17 protein-coding genes are annotated in these 22,074 nt (G+C 39.4%); 12 read left to right on the forward strand and 5 right to left on the reverse strand.

From position 1 onward, the window contains the following. Window positions 1-36: 36 nt before the first annotated feature. The 3 genes from cueR to cysK form a co-directional block, all read right to left on the reverse strand. Window positions 37-456, reverse strand: a complete 420-nt coding sequence (gene cueR, locus FTV27_RS12645) for a Cu(I)-responsive transcriptional regulator (protein WP_111884371.1) — start codon at window positions 454-456, stop codon at window positions 37-39. Between the two features lies 1 nt (window position 457). Continuing rightward, a complete protein-coding gene (locus FTV27_RS12650) occupies window positions 458-3,130 on the reverse strand; it encodes a heavy metal translocating P-type ATPase (RefSeq protein ID WP_180078854.1) in 2,673 nt (890 codons plus the stop codon). A 571-nt stretch (window positions 3,131-3,701) separates the two neighbouring features. After that, a complete protein-coding gene (cysK, locus tag FTV27_RS12655; RefSeq protein ID WP_111884368.1) occupies window positions 3,702-4,700 on the reverse strand; it encodes a cysteine synthase A in 999 nt (332 codons plus the stop codon). 282 nt (window positions 4,701-4,982) lie between these two features. Here cysK and FTV27_RS12660 point away from each other — a divergent pair, with 282 nt between their 5' ends. From FTV27_RS12660 to gcvH, 11 genes are all read left to right on the forward strand, one after another. Further along, window positions 4,983-5,300, forward strand: a complete 318-nt coding sequence (locus FTV27_RS12660) for a helix-turn-helix transcriptional regulator (protein ID WP_180078856.1) — start codon at window positions 4,983-4,985, stop codon at window positions 5,298-5,300. 306 nt (window positions 5,301-5,606) lie between these two features. After that, window positions 5,607-7,343, forward strand: a complete 1,737-nt coding sequence (locus FTV27_RS12665; RefSeq protein ID WP_180078858.1) for a SulP family inorganic anion transporter — start codon at window positions 5,607-5,609, stop codon at window positions 7,341-7,343. A 204-nt stretch (window positions 7,344-7,547) separates the two neighbouring features. Further along, the gene (gene sstT, locus FTV27_RS12670) at window positions 7,548-8,741 is read left to right on the forward strand and encodes a serine/threonine transporter SstT (protein WP_078193803.1); all 1,194 of its coding nucleotides are present in this window, start codon (window positions 7,548-7,550) and stop codon (window positions 8,739-8,741) included. A 34-nt stretch (window positions 8,742-8,775) separates the two neighbouring features. After that, window positions 8,776-9,450 carry a YoaK family protein gene (locus FTV27_RS12675; protein ID WP_078193804.1) on the forward strand — a complete coding sequence of 225 codons (675 nt, stop codon included), beginning with the start codon at window positions 8,776-8,778 and terminating at the stop codon, window positions 9,448-9,450. Window positions 9,451-9,462: 12 nt separating this feature from the next. Next, window positions 9,463-9,999 carry a DUF2058 domain-containing protein gene (locus FTV27_RS12680; protein ID WP_168377529.1) on the forward strand — a complete coding sequence of 179 codons (537 nt, stop codon included), beginning with the start codon at window positions 9,463-9,465 and terminating at the stop codon, window positions 9,997-9,999. Window positions 10,000-10,245: 246 nt separating this feature from the next. Continuing rightward, complete coding sequence (locus tag FTV27_RS12685) at window positions 10,246-11,496, forward strand: mechanosensitive ion channel family protein (protein WP_180078860.1); 1,251 nt, start codon at window positions 10,246-10,248, stop codon at window positions 11,494-11,496. A 314-nt stretch (window positions 11,497-11,810) separates the two neighbouring features. After that, the gene (locus FTV27_RS12690; RefSeq protein WP_249748525.1) at window positions 11,811-13,094 is read left to right on the forward strand and encodes a GGDEF domain-containing protein; all 1,284 of its coding nucleotides are present in this window, start codon (window positions 11,811-11,813) and stop codon (window positions 13,092-13,094) included. A gap of 95 nt (window positions 13,095-13,189) precedes the next feature. Further along, entirely contained in the window at window positions 13,190-15,064 is a 1,875-nt protein-coding gene (locus tag FTV27_RS12695) for an ABC transporter ATP-binding protein (RefSeq protein WP_180078862.1), read from the forward strand. Next, window positions 15,042-15,491 (forward strand): MaoC family dehydratase, encoded by a 450-nt coding sequence (locus tag FTV27_RS12700; protein ID WP_180023633.1) that lies wholly within the window; start codon window positions 15,042-15,044, stop codon window positions 15,489-15,491. Before FTV27_RS12695 ends, FTV27_RS12700 begins: the two co-directional genes overlap by 23 nt. A 149-nt stretch (window positions 15,492-15,640) precedes the next feature. Then, complete coding sequence (locus tag FTV27_RS12705) at window positions 15,641-16,669, forward strand: AraC family transcriptional regulator (protein ID WP_078190954.1); 1,029 nt, start codon at window positions 15,641-15,643, stop codon at window positions 16,667-16,669. 72 nt (window positions 16,670-16,741) lie between these two features. Then, window positions 16,742-17,116 carry a glycine cleavage system protein GcvH gene (gcvH, locus tag FTV27_RS12710; RefSeq protein ID WP_078193810.1) on the forward strand — a complete coding sequence of 125 codons (375 nt, stop codon included), beginning with the start codon at window positions 16,742-16,744 and terminating at the stop codon, window positions 17,114-17,116. A 97-nt stretch (window positions 17,117-17,213) separates the two neighbouring features. On the opposite strand, the gene FTV27_RS12715 is transcribed toward gcvH, so the two are convergent. Then, window positions 17,214-18,404 carry a PilT/PilU family type 4a pilus ATPase gene (locus tag FTV27_RS12715; RefSeq protein WP_180078864.1) on the reverse strand — a complete coding sequence of 397 codons (1,191 nt, stop codon included), beginning with the start codon at window positions 18,402-18,404 and terminating at the stop codon, window positions 17,214-17,216. A gap of 271 nt (window positions 18,405-18,675) precedes the next feature. Beyond that, window positions 18,676-19,758, reverse strand: coding sequence for a 3-deoxy-7-phosphoheptulonate synthase (locus FTV27_RS12720; RefSeq protein ID WP_180078866.1), 1,083 nt, complete (start codon window positions 19,756-19,758; stop codon window positions 18,676-18,678). 699 nt (window positions 19,759-20,457) lie between these two features. On the opposite strand from FTV27_RS12720, the gene FTV27_RS12725 reads away from it, so the two are divergent. Next, window positions 20,458-22,038, forward strand: a complete 1,581-nt coding sequence (locus tag FTV27_RS12725; protein WP_180078868.1) for an ATP-binding cassette domain-containing protein — start codon at window positions 20,458-20,460, stop codon at window positions 22,036-22,038. Window positions 22,039-22,074 lie beyond the last annotated feature (36 nt).

Genomic DNA, 22,074 nt, shown 5'->3' on the forward strand with positions numbered 1-22,074 from the left:
CTATAAACCTTGCCACGATTGTAAGGTCAAGCGGATTTAAATCTTTGCTGTATGGCAGCACTCAGCCATGCCCGTTTCGATTTGATTTAAAATCGTACAATCGGCTTGATCATTACCGGCACAGCCATCGACAGACTGTTGCAAGATCTCAACCATGGCCTGTAAGTCTGCGATTTTTTGATTTAAGGTCTGGATATGTTTTAACGCCAATGCTTTAACTTCTACACTTTGCCGACTTTGATTTTTCCAAAGCCCAAGTAAATCTTTCATTTGTTCAGAAGAAAAACCTAAATCACGCGCATGTCTTAAGAAACTCAAGGTTTTAATATCGGCTTCCGAGTAAACTCGATAGCCGGCATCGGTGCGCTGCGCATTATTTAACAGCCCAATCGATTCATAATAGCGGATCATTTTTGCAGAAATGCCCGATGCTTTCGCTGCTTGTCCAATATTCATCTCAAGACTCCTGAAAAACTGGCCCTTTAAATGCTTTTAAACGTAAGGCATTTGACACAACAAACACCGATGAAAGTGCCATTGCACCTGCGGCGAACATAGGTGAAAGCAATATGCCAAAGAATGGATATAACACACCTGCAGCGACAGGAATCAATGCTGCATTGTAAATAAATGCCCAAAATAGGTTTTGGCGAATATTATTTATCGTCGCAGTACTCAGTGCGATCGCTGTCGGTACCATTTGTAAATTACCCGACATAAGCACAACGTCCGCGGCCTCTATCGCCACATCTGTCCCTGTACCAATAGCCATGCCGACATCTGCTTGCGCAAGTGCAGGTGCATCATTAATACCATCGCCGACAAAACATACGACACCATGTTCTTTTTGCAATTGTTGTACAGATTGCACTTTTTGGTCTGGCATTACTTCAGCGATCACATGATCAATCTTCAACTGTCGTGCTATGGCAGTGGCAGTATGTCGGTTATCGCCTGTAATCATGGCCACTTTCAGCCCTAAATCATGCAAAGCTTGAATGGCTGCGAAGGTTGTAGCTTTGATCGGGTCGGCTACAGCAACAATGGCAGCAAGCTGTTGATCGATCGATACATAGAGCGGGGTTTTCCCTTCATTGCCCATGCGTTCCGCCAGTGATGAAAAGATTTGTGTATCTAAACCAAGTTTATGCATCAAATGATCTGCACCGATAAAAATGCTTTGTCCTTCAACAACGGCCTGAATCCCAGCACCAGTCACGGAATCAAAATGCTCAACCTCTAAAAGTTGCACTTGCATCTCTTTTGCAGCTTGAACAATGGCATATGCAATCGGATGCTCAGATTTCTGCTCTACAGAGACCAATAACTGAAATACGCGATCTTTATCAAAATCTTCAGTGACTTCAAAATCAGTTAATTTCGGTTTACCTTCCGTCAATGTCCCTGTTTTATCGACTGCAACCACTTGCGTATTTTTGAGTTGTTGTAAGGCTTCACCTTTACGGAACAAAACTCCAAGTTCTGCACCTCGCCCTGTACCGACCATAATAGATGTTGGCGTTGCCAAACCCATTGCACATGGACATGCGATGATCAGTACTGCTACAGCATTGACTAAGGCATAGGTTAAACTCGGTTCAGGTCCTACAACATACCAAACTAAAAAGGTGATCAAGGCCAACGCCATCACCACCGGTACAAACCATAACGTGACTTTATCCACCAAAGCTTGAATCGGTAATTTTGAACCCTGAGCTTGTTCGACCATATGGATAATTTGTGCCAAAACAGAATCTTGACCTACCGCAGTGGCTTGTATTTTCAAGGCCCCATTTTGGTTAATGGTTCCGCCGACAACTTGATCACCGGCTTTTTTCTCGACAGGAATTGGCTCGCCACTGATCATGGATTCATCAATATAACTGTTCCCAGACACTACAGCACCATCGACTGGGCAACGTTCACCAGGCCGTATTTCAATCAGCATGCCTGTTTCAACATCACTAATCGGTAAATCTATAAAGGTACCAGATTGCTCAACACGTGCTGTTTTGGGTTGCATGCCGACTAAGTATTGAATAGCTTGCGATGTTTTACCTTTGGCTTTCGCCTCCATAAAACGCCCCAACAGAATCAACGCGACAATTACTGCAGCTGCTTCAAAGTACACATGAACGGTACCTTGCGGTAATAATTGTGGGGCAAATGTTGCAACACAAGAAAAACTATAAGCAGATAAAGTCCCGACTGCGACCAAGGAATTCATATCCGGGGCAAGTCGAGCAAGTGCAGGTATGCCGTGCTGGTAAAAGCGTCTTCCGGGTAGAATTAAGACCAAAGTGGTTAATATAAACTGAATATACCAACTATTTTGTGTCCCTAAATTATGCGCAATAAAATGATGAAACGCTGGAATCATGTGTGATCCCATCTCCAAGATAAAAACAGGAACAGCAAGTACCAGTGCGATGATTAAATCACGCTTGAGTAACCGAGCTTCATCGGCTTTTTTTTCTGCCATTGTCGGTTGTTGCTGCGTAGCAACGGTCGCACTATATCCCGCTTTTTTAACTGCCGCGATCAATTCTTGTGTTTTTGAAGCGGGAGCCTGAACAAAGGCTTTTTCACTGGCTAAATTTACCGTTGCTTTATTGACACCGTCTACAGCGTTTAAGGCTTTTTCAACCCGTGCCACACATGAAGCACAGGTCATTCCATCAATATTTAATTCAATATTGGGCTGTGCAATATGAAAACCTGCTTTTTCTACAGACTTCGCCAATACAGAATTTTCAACAGATGCCAATGCCGTAATCGTGGCTTTTTCAGTTGCCAAATTCACTTTTGCATCGATGACTTCTGGAACTATCTTTAAGGCTTTTTCAACACGTGCAACACACGATGCGCAAGTCATCCCTTCAATTTCAAGTTCAAGCTGCTTTTGTGCAACGCCAAAACCGGCCTTTTCAACGGCCTGAATTACAGCAGAATAATCCACATTTTTATCACTCTGAACATGTGCTGTTTCAGTGGCTAAATTCACTTGAGCATCAGTGATGCCATCGACTTTTTTTAAGGCTTTTTCCACCCGTGCCACACAAGAAGCACAGGTCATCCCTTCAATAGCAAGTGTGCCATCAAAAAGTTTGTGTTCTGTCGAATCTGTCATGGCAACATCCCAATCATATGTGCTTGTTTTAGGCTATAGCTTAAACTTTACCACAATGGGAAGGTCAAGTTTTTCTGACTCACAGCAAGGCTTTTCTTTAAGGTATAAAGAATTGCGAAGATTTAAAAACATAATCAATAATATTGAATAATGATTATTCAATTAGTTTATTTTTCTGATATTAAAACTACACCTTTCCTCATTATTCAGTAAGATAGAGATTCGTGACCACCAAACGAATTACTCTCTTTCGCATGTACAAACTGTCGAACATTTGCTTTAACTGCGCATATTTGTGTGCTTTTTTATTTTTAATTTTAAGTTGGAGTCTAGATCATATTGATGTTTGGCTCACTCAAGTGGTTATCCCTGCTGTCACGATATGCATACTCTTAGGCTTCCTGTTTAAATACATCGCTCGAAAGTTAGGACATTAACTACCTAAAAGAAAAATTAAACAACAAAATGCCAAAAACGATGATCAAGACGCGGCTTAAGACACTTATAAATAGCAAAATCATCAATAAAAAAGCCCATTCAAATGAACGGGCTTTTTTTCATGTCAGAATTATTAGTCAGCACTAATATCTTCAAATAAAACTGAAGAAAGGTAACGTTCACCACCATCCGGTAAAATGACCACAATGGTTTTGCCTGCATTCTCAGGACGTGCAGCAAGTTTTGCCGCAGCTGCCATTGCCGCGCCACTAGAGATACCCACTAAAATACCGTCATGAGTAGCCGTTTTACGCGCCCACTCAATTGCTTCAGCACTTTCAATTCCGATCACTTCATCAACAAGGTCTAGATCTAAGTTACCCGGAATAAAGTTAGCTCCAATCCCCTGAATTTTATGCGGCCCAGGAGTCAGTGTTTCGCCTTTTTTCGCTTGGGCAATAATCGGAGATTCAGCAGGTTCTACCGCAACAGAATAAAGCGGCTGATTTTTCACTTTTTCAAAATAACTTGAAATGCCCGAAATCGTACCGCCTGTACCTACGCCTGAAACTAAAATATCCACTTTACCACCGGTCGCTTCCCAAATTTCTGGGCCAGTGGTCAATTCATGAATTTTAGGGTTTGCAGGGTTTTCAAATTGTTGTGGTAAATAATACGTTTCAGGATGTTCGGCAACGAGGCGCTGTGCTTCTTCGACTGCACCTTTCATGCCTTTAGCAGGTTCAGTCAATACGAGATTTGCACCAAAAGACTTCAACACCTTACGGCGTTCGATACTCATACTTGCTGGCATGGTTAATGTAATTGCATAACCTTTCGCTGCTGCAACAAATGCCAAGGCAATCCCTGTATTACCACTTGTAGGTTCTACAATATGCATACCCGGTTTTAATAAACCTTTTTCTTCTGCATCTGCAATGAGAGCTGCACCCACACGACATTTCACAGAAAATGCTGGGTTACGGCTTTCAACTTTCGCCAAGACCGTTGCTTCTGACTGAATCGCACGATTAATACGAACTAAAGGTGTATTACCAATCGCTTCAGCGTTATTACTATATACTGCGATACCTAAATTACTCGTTGCTGGAAAAGCTGAATCTGTTGTCATGACTATTTATCCCTTGTGTATTTATTGAATACGATCTTTAGATGATACAATTATTTTCAAAGTGTGCATGATTTTTTAAGCTAATGTCTTATATTTATGTGCATTTTGTGAAAGCTTGCACTAAAATCAAGCAATAAATTTAACTGATTAACTAAATTTAAACTTATAAAAATTAATGATATTTGATTTCATAAAAAACCATAGAAATTGTCTTATTTATTCAATGTATTAAGCCGTGATATCCGTATACTTGAGCTGTTGTTAATCGTATGGACATATCCAATGAATATCGATCTGGAAATCACTACTATGCGTGATTCTGCCGAATTAGTCGTGGGCGTTTTAAAGTCGCTGGCAAATACGGATCGTCTACTAATTTTATGTCATCTAGCACAGCAAGAATTGAATGTGTCTCAGATTGAAGAAATCACTGATATTAAACAGCCAACCCTCTCACAACAACTGATGATGTTACGTAAAAGTGATGTTGTGACTACGCGTCGTGATGGTAAGCAAATTTATTATTCAATTAAAGATGCAAATTTAGTTCAAGTTCTCAATACTCTTTACCAATTGTATTGCAACCAATCTTATAAATAACACTCAGTTATTTTAAAATTTCAAGCCAGACATGCTGTTCTTGCACCACTATAGATGAATTATCGCAATGGACAGCAATTCAATATCTAAATTTACCCTCCAGACTTCTTCAAAATTTCAATATCTATATTTATATCGAATATCCAAAGCTTTAAATCAGCTCATACTTTTCATTAATTCATTTAGAATGATGGTTTCTTACATATCCCGTAAATAAACAGCGAAATTGCACGGTCAATTTATTGCACAAGACTTCTTAGCATTTTTTATGCATAATATATATGAAATTGTGATTTAGATAAGTTTATGTCAGATTTAAAACCTCATATCTTACAGAAATTTCCTGCTTGGCAGTGGTTACAGCACTACAGCACTGTGAAATTTAAATCTGATGTACTTGCTTCGCTGATCGTGATTGCCATGTTGGTTCCTCAAGGTATGGCCTATTCCATGCTGGCAGGTTTACCTCCAATCATGGGTTTATATGCCAGTATTTTACCGATGATTGTGTACGCCCTCATTGGTGGAAGCTCAACCTTATCGATAGGCCCTGTGGCAATCATTTCGATGATGACCTTCGCCACGCTCAATCCGCTGTTTGAAGTCGGTTCGCCTGTTTATATTGAAGCCGCTACACTTTTGGCTTTGATGGTCGGGCTGATTTCTCTGCTGCTAGGTGTGCTACGTTTTGGTTTTTTAATTCAGCTGATCAGTCATCCTGTCATTAAAAGCTTCATTATTGCCTCGGCTCTGCTCATTGCGCTCGGTCAGTTTAAGTTTCTTGTCGATGTCCCGCTAAAAGCCAACAACATCCCTGAGTTTGTTTTAAGTTTGTGGGAATACCTGAGTTTGACTCACTTCGCTTCACTCATTTTTGGTGTGCTTGCCATACTGTTTTTAATCTATGTGCCGAAAATATTGGCCACTCAATCAATTCAATCTAGATTCGGCTCTACGGCCTTTCTAAGTAAAGCACTGCCACTGATATTAGTGGTGATCTCGATTGCATCGGTGATGTTATTTGACCTGCAAAATGTCGGGATTAAAACCGTCGGTGAAATTCCTTCAGGATTTCCACCCTTAAGCTTTCCACATTGGAACTGGGAACTGGTACAAACCTTACTGCCCGGTGCAACAATGATTGCCATGATCAGTTTTGTTGAGTCACTGTCTATCGCCCAAGCCACTGCCTTACAACAACGCAGCCAACTCAATAGTAACCAAGAGTTGATCGCTTTAGGTTTAGCCAATCTAAGCGCAGGGGTTAGCTCTGCCTTTCCAGTGACGGGTAGCTTATCGCGTACAGTGGTTAATGCAGATGCAGGTGCGAAAACACCGATGGCTGGCGTGTTGTCGTCATTGCTGATTATCGTTGTCAGTCTCTACTTCACTAGTTTTTTCCAAGACTTACCTTTAGTCATTTTGGCGGCCACAATTATTGTTTCCATTTGGAAATTAGTCGACTTTAAACCTTTTGTGGATACATGGCGTTATTCAAAAGCTGACGGGATTGCGATGTGGGTGACCTTTTTCGGTGTGGTGTGTATCGATATTTCTACAGGTCTCATTATTGGCATCATTTCTACCTTTATTCTGTTGTTATGGCGCATCAGTCGTCCACATATTGCGGTGATCGGTTTAGTCGAGGGCACACAGCACTTCCGCAATGTACAGCGCCATCATGTCTATACCGCACCACATATTCTCTCGCTCCGTATAGATGAAAATATCTCGTTTTTAAATGCCAATACGCTTAAAGGTTTCCTGATCAATGAAGTCAGTGAAAATATTGACCTAGAACATGTTGTTATCAACTGCTCAAGCGTCAGTTCAATTGACCTCAGTGCCTTAGAAATGTTGGAAGATTTAAATGCTGAATTATCAAAATTAGATATTCGACTGCATTTTTCCGAGGTCAAAGGCCCTGTCATGGACAAATTGCAGCACTCAAAACTACTCACGCATTTGAGTGGTCAAATTTTTCTCACCCACTATCAAGCCGTTACAGAGCTTGCGACAGCCAGTTCTGAGTACCAAATTTAAAGGCCTATTAGCTCACTGTTTAATCAATGCGAATTTGATAAACAGTGAGTTTTGAAGGGTTTACATTTTAATACACAAAAATAGACTATAAAAAACAAAGGTTTATTTTTAAATTAAATTATTTTTTAAGCATTCGACATTTTCGTATAAAATACAGGGCTAATTTTCATCATTTTGTCATTGTAATTCTGACAAGGCTCTCCTATGTTTTCAGCATTTACACGCTTGAGTTTAGTAACCCGAATTATTATCGCCATTATTTTAGGTGTATTGGTTGCTGTTGTTGCTCCAGGCGTTGCACCCTATTTAAGTTTGCTTGGTGATTTATTCATTAAGGCATTGAAATCCGTAGCACCGATACTGGTCTTTGTACTTGTGCTGTCATCCATTGCAAATTTCAAAGTGGGTAGCAGTAATGCATACATTAAACCAATTATATTGATGTACGCTATTGGTATGTTCCTTGCTGCTTTAAGTTCAGTAGTAGCAAGCCTTTTATTCCCTAGTACATTAATTCTTGATGTTGCTGCAGAAAACCTTGTGCCGCCAGGCAGTCTTGCTGAAATATTGAAAAACTTATTATTAAGTTTTGTCGCAAACCCTGTTACAGCAATTTCTGAAGCAAATTTCATTGGTATTTTGGCTTGGGCTGTTGCCTTAGGTATTGCATTTCGTCATGCATCAGAGAACACCAAAGTCTTTTTATCTGACGCTGCTGATGCAGTGAATAAAGTGATCCGTTTAGTGATTAACTTTGCACCTATTGGTATCTTCGGTTTGGTTGCTGTTACATTTGCCGACTCAGGTCTAAAAACGCTTGTTAGTTATGCGCACTTACTTGCGGTATTACTCGGTACCATGTTCTTTGTAGCTTTGGTCATTAACCCACTAATGGTGGCATTTATGACTCGCTCAAACCCGTTCCCATTGGTTTTCCAATGTCTACGTGAAAGTGGTATCACTGCATTCTTTACACGTAGTTCCGCTGCAAACATTCCAGTTAACTTAGACCTTGCAAAGCGTCTTGGTGTACCAGAGTCAACTGCAAGCGTAGCGATTCCTTTAGGTGCAACTGTCAATATGGCAGGTGCATCGGTCACAATTACAGTCCTCACACTAGCAGCAGTTCATACTTTGGGCATTTCTGTTGATTTCAGCACAATGTTGATTTTATCAGTCGTTGCTACCGTTTCTGCATGTGGTGCTTCAGGTGTTGCTGGTGGTTCATTATTACTTATTCCAGTGGCTTGTGGCCTGTTTGGTATTTCAAGCGATATCGCGATGCAAGTTGTAGCCATTGGTATGGTTATTAGCGTACTTCAAGATTCAACTGAAACCGCTTTAAACTCTTCGACTGACGTATTATTTACAGCTGCAGTAGACCGTGGTTTAAGATAATATCCTGATATTGGATACTTTTTAAGGCGAGGCCATGCCTTTACAGACTTTACCGCTTTGGATACAACTGGGTGCTTTTTTCCTCGCAGTGAATGCAGGAATGATTAATGTACTTGGACTGGTGACCATCTTGCACCAGTCGGTATCTCACATGACGGGTAATGTCAGTATGTTAGCCATGGCCTTCATTGCATGGCAGCCAAATACGATTATTTATTTAATTTTAGTCTTACTCTGTTATGTGATTGGCTCATTTTATAGTGGGCTTATTCTTGGAAATAGTCACTTTAGCTTAACCAGACGTTATGGCGTCCCATTAAGCTTGGTGGCTTTTTTTATTGTCCTATGTTGGCTACTATTGCCTTATTTTCCACGTTACGCTTTGCTTTGGGCATGTGTGGCGATGGGTGTACAAAATGCAATGGTTAGCCACTATAAAGGTACCATTATTCGTACCACACACCTTTCTGGTGTTTTGACGGACTTAGGTTTGGCTTTGGGTTATAAAGCCCGTGGACTTCCGGTTGAGTCTAAACGTGTGGTCTTACATTTATTAATTTTGGCGGGATTTATCGTTGGTGGCATACTTGCCAGTTGGCTTTATCCTTATTTAAAATTAAACGCATTCCTGATTCCTGCCGCACTCAGTTTAGTCATGAGCGCAGTATATTGGATCATCTATTTTCATTATCGACATATACACGATTAGTTGGAACGTATTATGGTTAAAAATGCATTACAGGCGCAACTGCTTAAAGCAGGTCTGGTCGATAATAAAAAGGCAAAAAAATTGTCTAAACAAGCCGTACATGAAAAACGTACTGGTGAAAGTAAAGATGCTGAAATCAAGGCGAAAATTGAGCAAGATCAGCAGCAGAAAATGGCCAAAGATCATGCTTTAGAGCAAGATCGTAAAGCAGTTTTGCAAGAAAAAGAATTAAAAGCTGCCATCATGCAAATGATTAATCAGCATAAAATTCGTGATACCGATGGCGAATCGACCTATCAATTTATCGATGATGCCAAAATCAAAAAGCTTTATATCAATCAGCAAATTTATAATGCCCTTGTTGCTGGCAGTCTTGTTATTGCACGGGAAAATAGCAACTATGCTTTTTTACCAAAAGAATTAGCCGACCGTATTAATGCGAAAATGGAAGGCTTTATTATTGTGAATAATTCTGAAGTGAATGAGCAAACCACGGATGAAGAAGATCCATATGCAGCTTATGTAATTCCTGATGATTTAATGTGGTAAGCATTTCATATCGCTAATGAAGCTCCTAATTAGGGGGCTTTTTTTAGCTCAACATTTATTTATTTTAGTTCATCAATTAGGTTATACCTTCAAAAAATCATTTTTAGCACAAAATAAGTAACATTATGGACTATACATGTCGTAACTCCGTAAAGTTTACGAGTATAAAATTGCTTATATAATCATCATAATTACAATAGTTTGATCATTAAGCCTTTCATTTACTTCAATAAGAGTAGGATAATTTTGGAAAAATTTCAGTTCATTAAAAATATTCAAGATTGGTCAGATCAATACCCTTGGTTAGAAATGCTGACATCGCTCAGTCTCATTATTATTTTTGCCATCATTGCAAATTTTATCGCCAAGCAAATCGTGGTGCGTGGAATTCGTAAGCTCGTTTCTAAAATGGCCTTTAGCCATAGTCAAATTTTGTCAGAACATAGTGTGATTAAACGCTTTGCTAACATTGTTCCAGCAATTGTGATCTTAAATGGCATAACCACAGTCCCACATTTATCTGTGAAATTTATTTCAATCGTTCAGATGGCTTGTCAGGCTTTTATCTTCTTGACCATTGCTTTGGCAATTTCTGAATTACTGAATATTTTTAATCTGATTTACCAACGTAATCCAAAATCTAGAAACAAACCGATTAAAGGCTATTTGCAGTTGGTCAAATTGATTATTTTTTTGGTCTGTGGCCTGATGATTTTAGGTACTTTCTTGAAAAAAGATGTATTTACATTACTCGCAGGCTTTGGTGCTATGGCGGCCGTGCTCATGTTGGTTTTTCAGAACACCATTTTGTCACTGGTGGCTTCGGTACAAATTTCTTCTTATGACATGGTGCGAATTGGTGACTGGATTGAGATGCCTTCGCTCAATGCGGATGGCGATGTCATTGATATGTCATTACATACCATTACCGTGCAGAACTTTGATAAGACCTTTACCACGATTCCAACCAATAAACTGGTGACTGACACCTTTAAAAACTGGCGTGGTATGGCACAGTCAGGTGTGCGCCGCATCAAACGCTCGCTTTATATTGATCAAAGCTCTATTCATTTCATGACACAGGATGAGCAAAACAAACTCAAAGAATTTTTATTGCTAGATCAATATCTTGATCATAAGCATGAAGAGCTTGCTCAGTTTAATCAGCAACTTTCAAATCAATCGAAATATAATCAGCGCCGTTTAACCAATCTTGGGACCTTTCGTGCCTATATAGAATTCTACTTACAACAGCATTCAGGCATTGCCCAACACCAAACGATTTTGGTGCGTCAGTTACAACCCACGAGTGAAGGCATACCTTTAGAGATTTATGCTTTTAGTAAAACAATTGCATGGAAAGATTATGAAGCGATTCAATCTGATATCTTTGACCATCTGATTGCAATCACACCTGAGTTTGGTCTTAAAATCTATCAAGCCCCTTCTAGTGCCGATTTTAAAGACCTCGTTCAACCAAATGCCGATAAAAGTTAAGAGCTAAACTTTCCTCTCCCCATGTATATTCAAAGAAGAAATTCTGCAAATTAAAAAAGTCACAATGGCTTTTGAATATACATGGGGCTATCGGTTACCCCCCTCTACTTCCGCAATTACTTTAGATCATGCGATACAAGGAATAAAAGCGAATCAGATAAATGCGCTAATCGCTCAATTCCTTAAAAATATAATTCATCCGAAACAACTAAATATAATTAAAAAATCAGAACAAATACTATACAAATGTAGACATTTTTAGATACTATTTGTTAACAGTTGCATAAAAACGCTTCTAAAATAGGAACTTGATCATGGAAGGCCCCAATCAACCTTCTCGGAAATCAGTTAAAAACGAATCACAATTACTCATAGAATCGATGAATCGCACTTCTGCCAAACATACGCTCATACAAGCAGAAGCATGTGACCTAGAGAATCGTGTCCGTATTGAGCGTGCTTTATCCGACCCGATTGCACGTATTCCGGCACAGTTTAAAAATGCTTATTACAAATTTTTGTACTATAACCAGAAAGACTATTTAAAGCAGGTCAACTATTTCGCTCAATTGGCTTTTTTAATCTATTTTTGGGCAGATCGCTATGTCCTGCCAGACGTAGAAATGCTTTCAGGTGTAATTCGTATCATTGCCATTATTGCTGCATTTAGTCTGAATTATATTCTGTTTAAATATATCAAACAGATTAAATTGCTCGATTTAATATTACCACTAGCGACTTGCCTTTCTGCAATCCTCTGGTTTGAGATATTACTTCAGTCGAAAAATGAACTGGTGCATAGCTATCAATATGCCGCCATTATTTTGATCGTATTGGGTAATTTAAGTATTCATGTGCATTTTCGCCCTTCGATTATGACCTCAGCCATGATCACGGCAGCGATCCTTTTTGGCGCATGGCGCATTAATGATTTTGGTGATTTTACAATATTTTTATTGGTGTACGTTCCTGTGCTGCTGTTCAGTATGTATATCTGCTGGAACTCTACGCTCAACTCTCGTAAAACGTTTCTAAGAGCGCTGCTAGATGACTGGAACTTTCATACCCTGCGCAAAATTGCCCATACGGATGAATTGACCCAGTTAAGCAATCGTCGCCAATTTGTACATGCCGCCAATAAAAAAATCCAAGAAACCCCGATGACGGTCTGTACCAGTCTTTTGATTTTTGATGTCGATCATTTTAAAGCGATTAATGATCAATACGGACATGATGTCGGCGATCAAGTGTTATGCCAAATTGCTGAAATTGCACGGAAAGAAATGCGTTTTTACGATATATTGGCGCGTTTCGGGGGTGAAGAATTTATTGTACTTTTGCCTTATACCGTCCCAGAAGATGCATTAAAAATTGCTGAACGGTTAAGACATAAAATGGAACAATACCAGTTTTATATAGATGGTCAATTGCTGAAATTTTCGATCTCCATTGGTGTTTCCAAAATTGACCCTGACCACGCCAGACTTGATCAGTTAATTAAACAAGCCGATATTGCTCTATACGAAGCAAAACGCCAAGGTCGTAATCGGGTTGTACATTTTAATTCTATGAACTTTTGCAGCCAAGCTTTTAAGTAAATAAACAAATCAAAATGGAGAAAAACCAGCGAATCCATTACACTCAGAGCTGAAGAAAGAAAGATTAATTACAGCAAAATTCTCAGGTTATCTGCATGCTTAAATGGTTTGAAAATTTAGTTGACGCTTATCCTGAACAGGACTTGAATAAACCATTGCCGACAAAATTTTTCCCCTTTGTATGGCAAGCTGCGACTGGCGTAAAAAAATACCTATTGTTATTGGTACTCTGTACAGCTGGTGTAGCGAGTTTTGAAGCATTGCTTTATTCCAAAATTGGCGATTTAGTCAATTGGATCAGTAAGTCTCAACCTGAAACCTTTTTACAGCAGCACCAGACCAATCTGACCATTTTGAGCTTTATTTTATTGGCAAATATCTTCTTTTCTTGCCTTCAAACCATTATTAAACATCAGATTCTATATAGCACCTTTCCAATGCGCCTACGTTGGAGATTTCATAACTTATTACTGAAACAAAGTTTAGATTTCTTCCATAACGACTTTGCAGGTCGTTTATCTGCCAAAGTCATGCAAACTTCACTGGCTGTACGTGAGTTTTGGATTATTCTTGGTGACATGTTGGCCTATGTCTTCATTTACCTGATTTCTATCACCGTGATTTTAGGTGCTATATCGCCACTGTTAATTATTCCGTTATTACTTTGGCTGGCTTTATTTATTGGTTCTGCATGCTATTTCATCCCAAAATTAAGCAAAATTTCAAATGAACAAGCCAATGCACGCGCAGTAATGACTGGTCGTGTCACCGATGCCTACACCAATATTCAAACGGTGAAATTGTTTGCCCATGCAGGACGCGAAAGCCAATATGCCAAAGCCTCTATGAAAGAGTTTATGGTGACGGTGTATAAGCAAATGCGTCTTGCAGCAAAATACAATATCGCGACGAATTTGCTGATCATAGTTTTATATGGTGGTGTACTTGGAACAGCTGTTTGGCTTTGGATGGATGGTCAAGCTGAGCTTGGGGTCATTGCAGCAGCGACCGCCATGATTTTAAAACTCAGTAGTATTTCCGAGTTTATGATGTGGCAAACGTCTGCCCTTTTTGAAAATGTCGGGACAATTCAAGATGGTATGAAGACTATGGGCCGCCCGATTCATATTCAAGATAAAGCTGATGCAACCGACTTAAAAGTACAGCAAGGCGAAATTAAATTTGAAGATGTCAGTTTTGCTTATAATGATAAAAAGGTCATCAATCAATTTAATTTAACCATTCGACCAGGTGAAAAAATCGGTATAGTCGGGCGTTCAGGTGCCGGAAAATCGACATTAATTCAACTTTTACTCCACTTTTACGATATCAACCATGGTCGTATTTCGATTGATGGCCAAAATATAGAAGATATTACCCAAGATAGCTTGAGAAAAAATATTGCTTTGGTGACCCAAGACACCTCGTTATTGCATCGCACGGTTGAAGAAAATATTAAATATGGCCGTCCGAATGCGACTGATGAAGAAATGTATGATGCAGTACGCAAAGCGAAAGCTGATGAATTCATTCCTCAATTGATCGATTTACGTGGTCAACGTGGCTATGACGCATTTGTTGGTGAACGTGGTGTTAAATTATCTGGCGGTCAGCGTCAACGTATTGCAATTGCTCGAGTATTTTTAAAAGACGCACCAATTTTAATTTTAGATGAAGCCACAAGTGCGCTCGATTCAGAAGTCGAAGCTGCGATTCAATCGAGTTTAGATGATTTGATGCAAGGCAAAACTGTGATTGCCATTGCGCATCGACTCTCAACAATTGCGCAAATGGATCGATTGATTGTCTTGGATCAAGGACGTATTGCTGAGCAAGGCACCCATGAAGAGCTTGTCGCTTTGAATGGTATTTATGCACACTTGTGGCAGCGTCAAACCGGTGGATTTTTAATAGAACAACATAAAGTAGAATCAAAGGAAGATGAAAATGCTGTATCTGGAAGACCTTAAAGTTGGTGATCACTTTAGCAGTCGTGAATATGAAATGACCGTTGAAGAAATAAAAAAATTTGCCATCGCTTATGATCCTCAGGAATTTCATACAGATGAAGTCAAAGCCCAACAACACCCGATCTTTCAAGGGCTAGCGGCAAGTGGTTGGCATACTGCTGCTGTAACAATGCGCTTATGGACTGAATGTTTCCCTGTGGCTTATGGCTTAATTGGCTCAGAGTCAAGTCTGCGTTGGCCGCGCCCAACACGTCCGGGGGATAAAATTCGTGTAGAAGTTGAAATATCAGCAATTACTCCGTCGAAAAGTAAGACAGACCGCGGCATTGTGACCTATGTTACGCAAGCGCTCAATCAGCACAATGACGTTCTGTATATGTCTACGACCAAAATTGTGGTCTTTTCCAAAGATTTTAAACCGAATTAATCCTTAACGGCCTACTTTACAACGCTAAGGTAGGCCGCTATAAATAGTTGAGCCTAGTCAGTTTGTCCAACAATTTTTGTGGGATACAACACAGAATCATGCCAATATAAGCTTGAACAGAAGAAAAACCCGCATTGCAACGGAACGCTATGAAAACAATTAATTCCCGTCAGGATCAGGGTATTCCCGGAGTATATGGATTGCTCCTTTTAGATGTGGTCTCTCGATGGGGCTACACTGCAGAGACATTATTTAGTCCCTTCGGATTAAACAGCGAACAATTGGCTGAACCAGATTTCCGTATTCCAACACCCATCGCCAATCAATTGGTAGAGCACGCACTACGTTTAACTGGTGAGCCAACATTAGGTTTTCATTTAGGCAACCAAATGCGCATCTCGATTCATGGTTTTATTGGCTATGCCATCATGACGGCGAAGGACATAACCGATGCCTTAGTCTTGGCAAACCGTTTTATTCAGTTACGCATGCCCTTTTTACAGCTTTTTTTCTCGACATTTGGAACCAAAGCTACTGTTCAACTACAAACCGACGTTACGATTGAGCCTTTACGTACCGAAATTTCAATTGCCTTAATTTTTGGCATGATCAGCATGGGCAAAGCAATTACCGGTGTGGATTATTCTGCTGGTGAAATTGATTTTGATTTTCCTCAACCTGAAGGTTTTGAGCGGTTTATTGCCAAATATCCAAGGCACCAATTTAGATTTGATCAGCCACATCTCTTACTTAGTTTTGATAAGCAATATTTAACCAATAAATTGGTCCATGCAGACCCGATTGCCAGTCAAATTGCGATTAACCAATGTGAAGCTGAACTCTCAGCTTTGGGCGAACGTCACCGTATTGCCATGCGCGTTCGTGACATTTTAACCAACTCCGAACAGCACTATCTAAGTATCGAAAGTGTTGCTGAACGGCTACACATGTCCGATCGAACCCTTAAACGCCAACTTGCTGCCGAAGGGACTTCATTTTCAACATTGGTTGACGAAGTTCGCTACCGTCATGCTACTTCGCTCCTGTCACGAACTGATTTTACCTTAGAGCAAATTGCTGATGAATTGGGCTATAGCGATGTCGCCAATTTTAGCCGTGCTTTTAAGCGTTGGAGTGGTCGTAGCCCAAGCAATTGGCGTAAAGATCCGTACTTATAAGTCTTTTGTTTTAAGTAAAAAGCATGTATAACTCATGCCAAAAATGAATTTAATGGATTTAAGGAGTTATCAATGAATCATCCTTCAGATTTAAAGTACGCAAGTACACATGAATGGGTGCGAATTGAAGGTGACCTTGTTGTTACAGGCATTTCTGATCATGCACAAGACGCATTGGGTGATTTAGTTTATGTTGAAGCACCAGATGTTGGTCAACATATCACTGCTGGCGAACAAGCGGGTGTGGTTGAGTCGGTAAAAACCGCTTCTGATATTCATGCTCCGGTTTCTGGTGTGGTTGTTGAAGTCAATCCAGACCTTGAAGATGATCCAGATTTTGTAAACGATGCGCCTTATAGCAAAGGCTGGATTTATAAAATTAAACCAGACAATATGGCTGATGTAGATGCTTTATTGACCAGCGAACAATATGAAGCTGGCCTGTAAATATTTCTAATATCTAAAAAATCAGCCCTCAGGCTGATTTTTTTATTTCAATATGATGGCTGAATTGGCTTATATACCATTTGCATGAATATGCAGCTTATATTTCTTCCGAAACTTCGGTACTTTCAGGTTCTTCTTTCTTTTCTTCAACCATACTAAACGATTGCGCAGCCGCTGAAGTACCATTTGCACGTGAACTTTTCAGTTTAATTTGCAAACGTAGTTCATTGGTTGAATCAGCATTTCTTAAGGCTTCTTCATAAGAAATTGCGCCGTCATTATATAAATCAAATAAAGCTTGGTCGAAAGTTTGCATCCCAAGTTCACGAGATTTTGCCATGATCGCTTTTAATTCATGAAACTCACCTTTCAAAATCAAATCTGAAATAAGCGGCGTGTTTAACATAATTTCAACGGCTGCACGGCGTCCTTTACCATCTTCAGTCCGGATTAAACGCTGCGAAACAATCGCTTTCATATTGCTCGATAAATCCATAAGCAATTGATTTCTTCGCTCTTCTGGGAAAAAGTTAATGATTCGATCTAGGGTTTGATTGGCATTATTTGAATGTAGCGTACCTAAACATAAATGCCCTGTTTCAGCAAAGGCAATCGCATGTTCCATCGTCTCGGTGTCACGAATTTCACCGATTAAAATCACATCTGGCGCTTGTCGTAGTGTATTTTTTAAGGCGTTATGCCACGAATGACTATCTACACCAACTTCACGATGCGTAATCATAGATTTTTTATGTTTATGAACATATTCCACTGGGTCTTCAACAGTGATGATATGGCCTGCACTATTTTCATTTCGATAATCAATCAGCGCCGCTAAAGAGGTTGATTTCCCCGAACCTGTACCGCCAACCACTAAAACCAAACCACGTTTTTCCATAATCACGTGCTTAAGCGAAGCCGGTAATTTAAGCTTTTCAAAATTTGGAATTTCTGCGCTAATGGTACGAATGACCATACCTACATGTAACTGTTGCTGAAATACATTGACACGAAAACGTGAAACGTTTGGCACACTAATCGCAAAGTTACATTCTAGTTCTTTTTCAAACTCTTTGCGCTGCTTCTCATTCATCAAACTATAGGCGAAAAGCTTTGTTTTCTCAGCATCAAGCGCTTGCTGCCCAAAGGGTTTCATCATGCCTTGATGTTTAATACTTGGTGGAAAATCTGCCGTAATAAATAAATCAGAACCACCATATTCAACCACTTTTGTTAACATGTGGAACATAAAACGGCGTGCTTCTTCCAGCAATTCAGCAGTGTACATCAACTTCCCCAATATAAAATTTCAAACACCCAAGTACAGATTTTCATTATTTCTGGCGCTGTATTGGGCTTAGACATTATTGTGCATAAAAAGTGTGACTCACTCAAACATAAAATACTGAATTATCAGTATATATTTTAAATATATAGGCCATATTTCAATTTTTACGTCACAGTTTACAATAAAGTAAATTTCAAAATAAAAGCCTTAGAACAATCAATATTCTAAGGCTTTGGGCTAAATCAATTCAGACTGAGTATGCTCTGGATTGTTAAGCACTACGTTTGATTTGTGATGCACGAAGTTCATTCGCAACCTGTTGAATTAAATCAATGGTTTTGTCCCAACCTAAGCATCCATCTGTTACAGATTGACCATAAGTCATGTCACAACTAATTTTTTGATTACCATCCACTAAATGACTTTCTAACATCACACCACGCACTTGGGTATGCTCACGCTCCGCCACAATTGTACGTAATACTTCAGGTTGCTTCATTGGATCTTTATGGCTATTACCATGACTACAATCGATCACTAAAGCTGGTAAATCGCCTTTTGCTTTACTGCGAATTTTGTCTATTTCAGCCAAACTATAATTTGGACCTGTATTAGAACCACGTAAAATCAAATGTGCTTGCGGGTTGCCAACGGATTCTAAAATACACGGTAGGCCGGCTTGACTCATACCTAAAAACTGGTGTGGATGCGAAGCAGATTCAATGGCATCTAAAGCAATTTGGATTGAGCCATCTGTTCCGTTTTTGAAACCAATACTGTATGGCATATGACTCGAGATTTCACGATGAATTTGTGATTCGCTGGTACGCGCACCGATTGCACCCCAAGCCAAAAGGTCATCAAAATAACCCGTCGCCATTGGGCTTAAAATTTCAGAGGCAATTGGCAAACCCATTTCAATAATTTGTAAGTACAGCTCACGTGATTTTTCTAAGCCCAACTGCATATTAGATGATCCATCTAAACTTGGGTCATACATATAGCCTTTCCAGCCCACTGTAGTACGTGGTTTCTCAATGTATGCGCGCATCACAAGAAAAATTTGATCTGAAACCTGTGCCTGTAATTGTTTTAATTTTTCAGCATATTCCAACGCAGCAATCGGATCATGGATTGAACATGGACCTGTAATAATCATTAGACGCGGGTCTAGACCTGTCAAAATATTTTGAATCGTTACACGATGTGCAGCAATTTGTTCTGCAGCATGAACTGATAAAGGTAATTGTTGTTTCAGTTGATGTGGCAAGCTCAAAAGCGTTTCTTTTGGCCGTGTAGATTTCTGAATTTCTGAATTTTGAGTTTGTTGTAAAGCTGTATTTAGCGCATTCATTGGTTCTATTCCTTTGGACTGTACGTATAAACAGTCCGATCTTTTATCTGAGCGTTATGGGACTTTGGGACTTCAAGGCTTTAGACATAGACTGACTAAAGTAAAACCAATAACCGTTGCTAAAATATGAATTATTTACTGTAAACATGAGATTTCTCCAAAAATATTATAAAAATCAAGACATAAAAAAACCTGATCAGGGTTGCCGATCAGGTATAAACTTGGTGGGCAACCTTTTTCATGCCCGAACGCGTTCAGGCAATTATCTAAACTGCCAGAAGTAATAATATGCGTTTGAGATTAAAGGTTGCTTTAACATCTTGATTTCATCAAAAAGTATCTGTCTGAAAATTAAAATACGCTGTATTCATCGGTTTGACAATAGTTTTTTGCTATTTTGTTGTATTAAATAACGCTGCTGCCAATTATTGCGACCTATTTTTAAAATTTGATGTATTGATTAATAAATAAACATTTATTAGACTGCACAACATTAGGCTGTTTAAAGCTTTTTTCCATTTATTTTTAATTCGAGTATTTGCCAATGAAGTAAGCCCTGTTTTTTCTTCATCAAATCCATTTTTTTGATGTGCAAACACATGGCTAATGACTTCGACTGCATTTTCTCAAATATTGTCTTTTTTATAGAATAAAATTAGTTATTTGTATTGCGCATCTTTGCTATCGCAAGGTGCATCTATGACTCAAACAGCTTGTACAATTTCCCAATTAAGTTTGGAATTTCCTTCCAAAACACTTTTTAAAAACCTGAAATTTAACCTCAATCAACAACTTTCGGCATGTATTGGTCGCAATGGTTTAGGAAAGTCCTGCATCCTTAAAATCTTACATGCGCAAAATCTGAAAGATCTCCCCTATGAAGGGGAAATTTCATGGAATGTACCACATGCTTATTTATCACAATTTTCTCGACTAGAAGCTGACACGATTGCTTCTGCACTCGGTGTGGAAGATTTATATAACGCATTTCAACGTATCGAAATAGGCAATGCCAGTTTTGAAGACTTTGAGCTGACTGAAAACCAATGGCACCGTCCTGCACTATGGCAGCAACAACTTAAGCAAGCTTCACTACCAACAGGTTTAAATTTCCCAGTCGCTCAGCTGAGTGAAGGTCAAAAAACCAAATTGGCTTTGTGTGCATTATTTTTAAAAACCGACCATTATTTACTTTTGGATGAACCTAGTAACCATTTAGATGCATCTTCACGTATATGGCTCATCGATCGTTTAAAAAACCATCCTGCGGGTGCATTCGTCGTCAGTCATGATCGAGAATTGCTGCAACATGTAGAGCATATCTATGCTTTAAATGAGTTTGGACTCAGTCATGTTACTGGCAACTATGAAGACTACGTTCAACAAAATGATCTGCAAAATAAAGCCTTACAACGTAATGCTTTACAGCAGCAGCGTGAGTTAAAACAACTCAAATTACAACAACACGAAACACAGATGAAAGCGCAAAAACGAGAACAACAAGGGCGTGTCCTACGCAAGTCAAGCACCCAAGCCAAAGTGTTACTCGATTTTAAAAAGGAACAAGCCGGTCAAAGCCTCGCTTCAGTTCAAACGCAACAGCAGAAGCAATTGGAAGAAAAGAGATCTCAACTGATTCAGTCACAGCAACAACTTGAGCATGTCAAAGAGCAGCAATTCGTTTTTCAACATCACGCTGAAAAAACAGGAGAAATCTTAAGAGTTAAACATTTTCATCGCAAAACATCTCAGCACCAGCCTTTCGACTTGGCCTTACAGGCAGGTGAAAAAATTCATTTAAAAGGAAAAAATGGTATTGGTAAATCTACATTTCTAAAGTATTTGAGTCAGACCACATCACAGTCTAGCCATGAAACGTTTTTGTCTGTGCATACCCTGTATTTAGACCAAAACTTGAGTGATTTATCACCAGAACTGAGTGTTTTGGACAATTTGGCAAAGTTTAATCCTGAGGTTTCGTCAACGGAATGGCGTAATCAACTCGGTCAACTTAGAATCCGTGGTCAAAAAGCGGAACTGCCATTTCACTGTTTAAGTGGTGGTGAGCGTTTAAAAGTGACCTTGTTGGGCTTAAATTATTTAACACCGAATATTGAGCTTTTATTGTTAGATGAACCTGAAAATCACTTAGATATAGAGTCTAGAATGTTATTGGCTCAAGCTATTCAGCATTATACAGGTGCGGTGATCCTCGTTTCACATGATGCATATTTTGTAGAATCTTGTGGCATTCAGAATAGCGTGCAATTAGTTGAATAACTCTTGCTCGCTAGATATGTCTAAAAAGCCAAAGTA

The organism is Acinetobacter sp. YH12251, assembly GCF_013417465.1.
GTDB lineage: Bacteria > Pseudomonadota > Gammaproteobacteria > Pseudomonadales > Moraxellaceae > Acinetobacter > Acinetobacter amyesii.

Bases quoted from the DNA above. Each gene is read 5' to 3' on its own strand.
- FTV27_RS12725 (WP_180078868.1), top strand. From the start codon at position 20,458: ATGACTCAAACAGCTTGTACAATTTCCCAATTAAGTTTGGAATTTCCT.
- FTV27_RS12700 (WP_180023633.1), top strand. From the start codon at position 15,042: ATGCTGTATCTGGAAGACCTTAAAGTTGGTGATCACTTTAGCAGTCGT.
- FTV27_RS12715 (WP_180078864.1), bottom strand. From the start codon at position 18,404: ATGTACACTGCTGAATTGCTGGAAGAAGCACGCCGTTTTATGTTCCAC.
- FTV27_RS12650 (WP_180078854.1), bottom strand. From the start codon at position 3,130: ATGACAGATTCGACAGAACACAAACTTTTTGATGGCACACTTGCTATT.
- FTV27_RS12705 (WP_078190954.1), top strand. From the start codon at position 15,641: ATGAAAACAATTAATTCCCGTCAGGATCAGGGTATTCCCGGAGTATAT.
- FTV27_RS12665 (WP_180078858.1), top strand. From the start codon at position 5,607: ATGTCAGATTTAAAACCTCATATCTTACAGAAATTTCCTGCTTGGCAG.
- cysK (WP_111884368.1), bottom strand. From the start codon at position 4,700: ATGACAACAGATTCAGCTTTTCCAGCAACGAGTAATTTAGGTATCGCA.
- cueR (WP_111884371.1), bottom strand. From the start codon at position 456: ATGAATATTGGACAAGCAGCGAAAGCATCGGGCATTTCTGCAAAAATG.
- FTV27_RS12680 (WP_168377529.1), top strand. From the start codon at position 9,463: ATGGTTAAAAATGCATTACAGGCGCAACTGCTTAAAGCAGGTCTGGTC.
- FTV27_RS12660 (WP_180078856.1), top strand. From the start codon at position 4,983: ATGAATATCGATCTGGAAATCACTACTATGCGTGATTCTGCCGAATTA.
- FTV27_RS12720 (WP_180078866.1), bottom strand. From the start codon at position 19,758: ATGAATGCGCTAAATACAGCTTTACAACAAACTCAAAATTCAGAAATT.
- FTV27_RS12690 (WP_249748525.1), top strand. From the start codon at position 11,811: ATGGAAGGCCCCAATCAACCTTCTCGGAAATCAGTTAAAAACGAATCA.
- FTV27_RS12695 (WP_180078862.1), top strand. From the start codon at position 13,190: ATGCTTAAATGGTTTGAAAATTTAGTTGACGCTTATCCTGAACAGGAC.
- gcvH (WP_078193810.1), top strand. From the start codon at position 16,742: ATGAATCATCCTTCAGATTTAAAGTACGCAAGTACACATGAATGGGTG.
- sstT (WP_078193803.1), top strand. From the start codon at position 7,548: ATGTTTTCAGCATTTACACGCTTGAGTTTAGTAACCCGAATTATTATC.
- FTV27_RS12675 (WP_078193804.1), top strand. From the start codon at position 8,776: ATGCCTTTACAGACTTTACCGCTTTGGATACAACTGGGTGCTTTTTTC.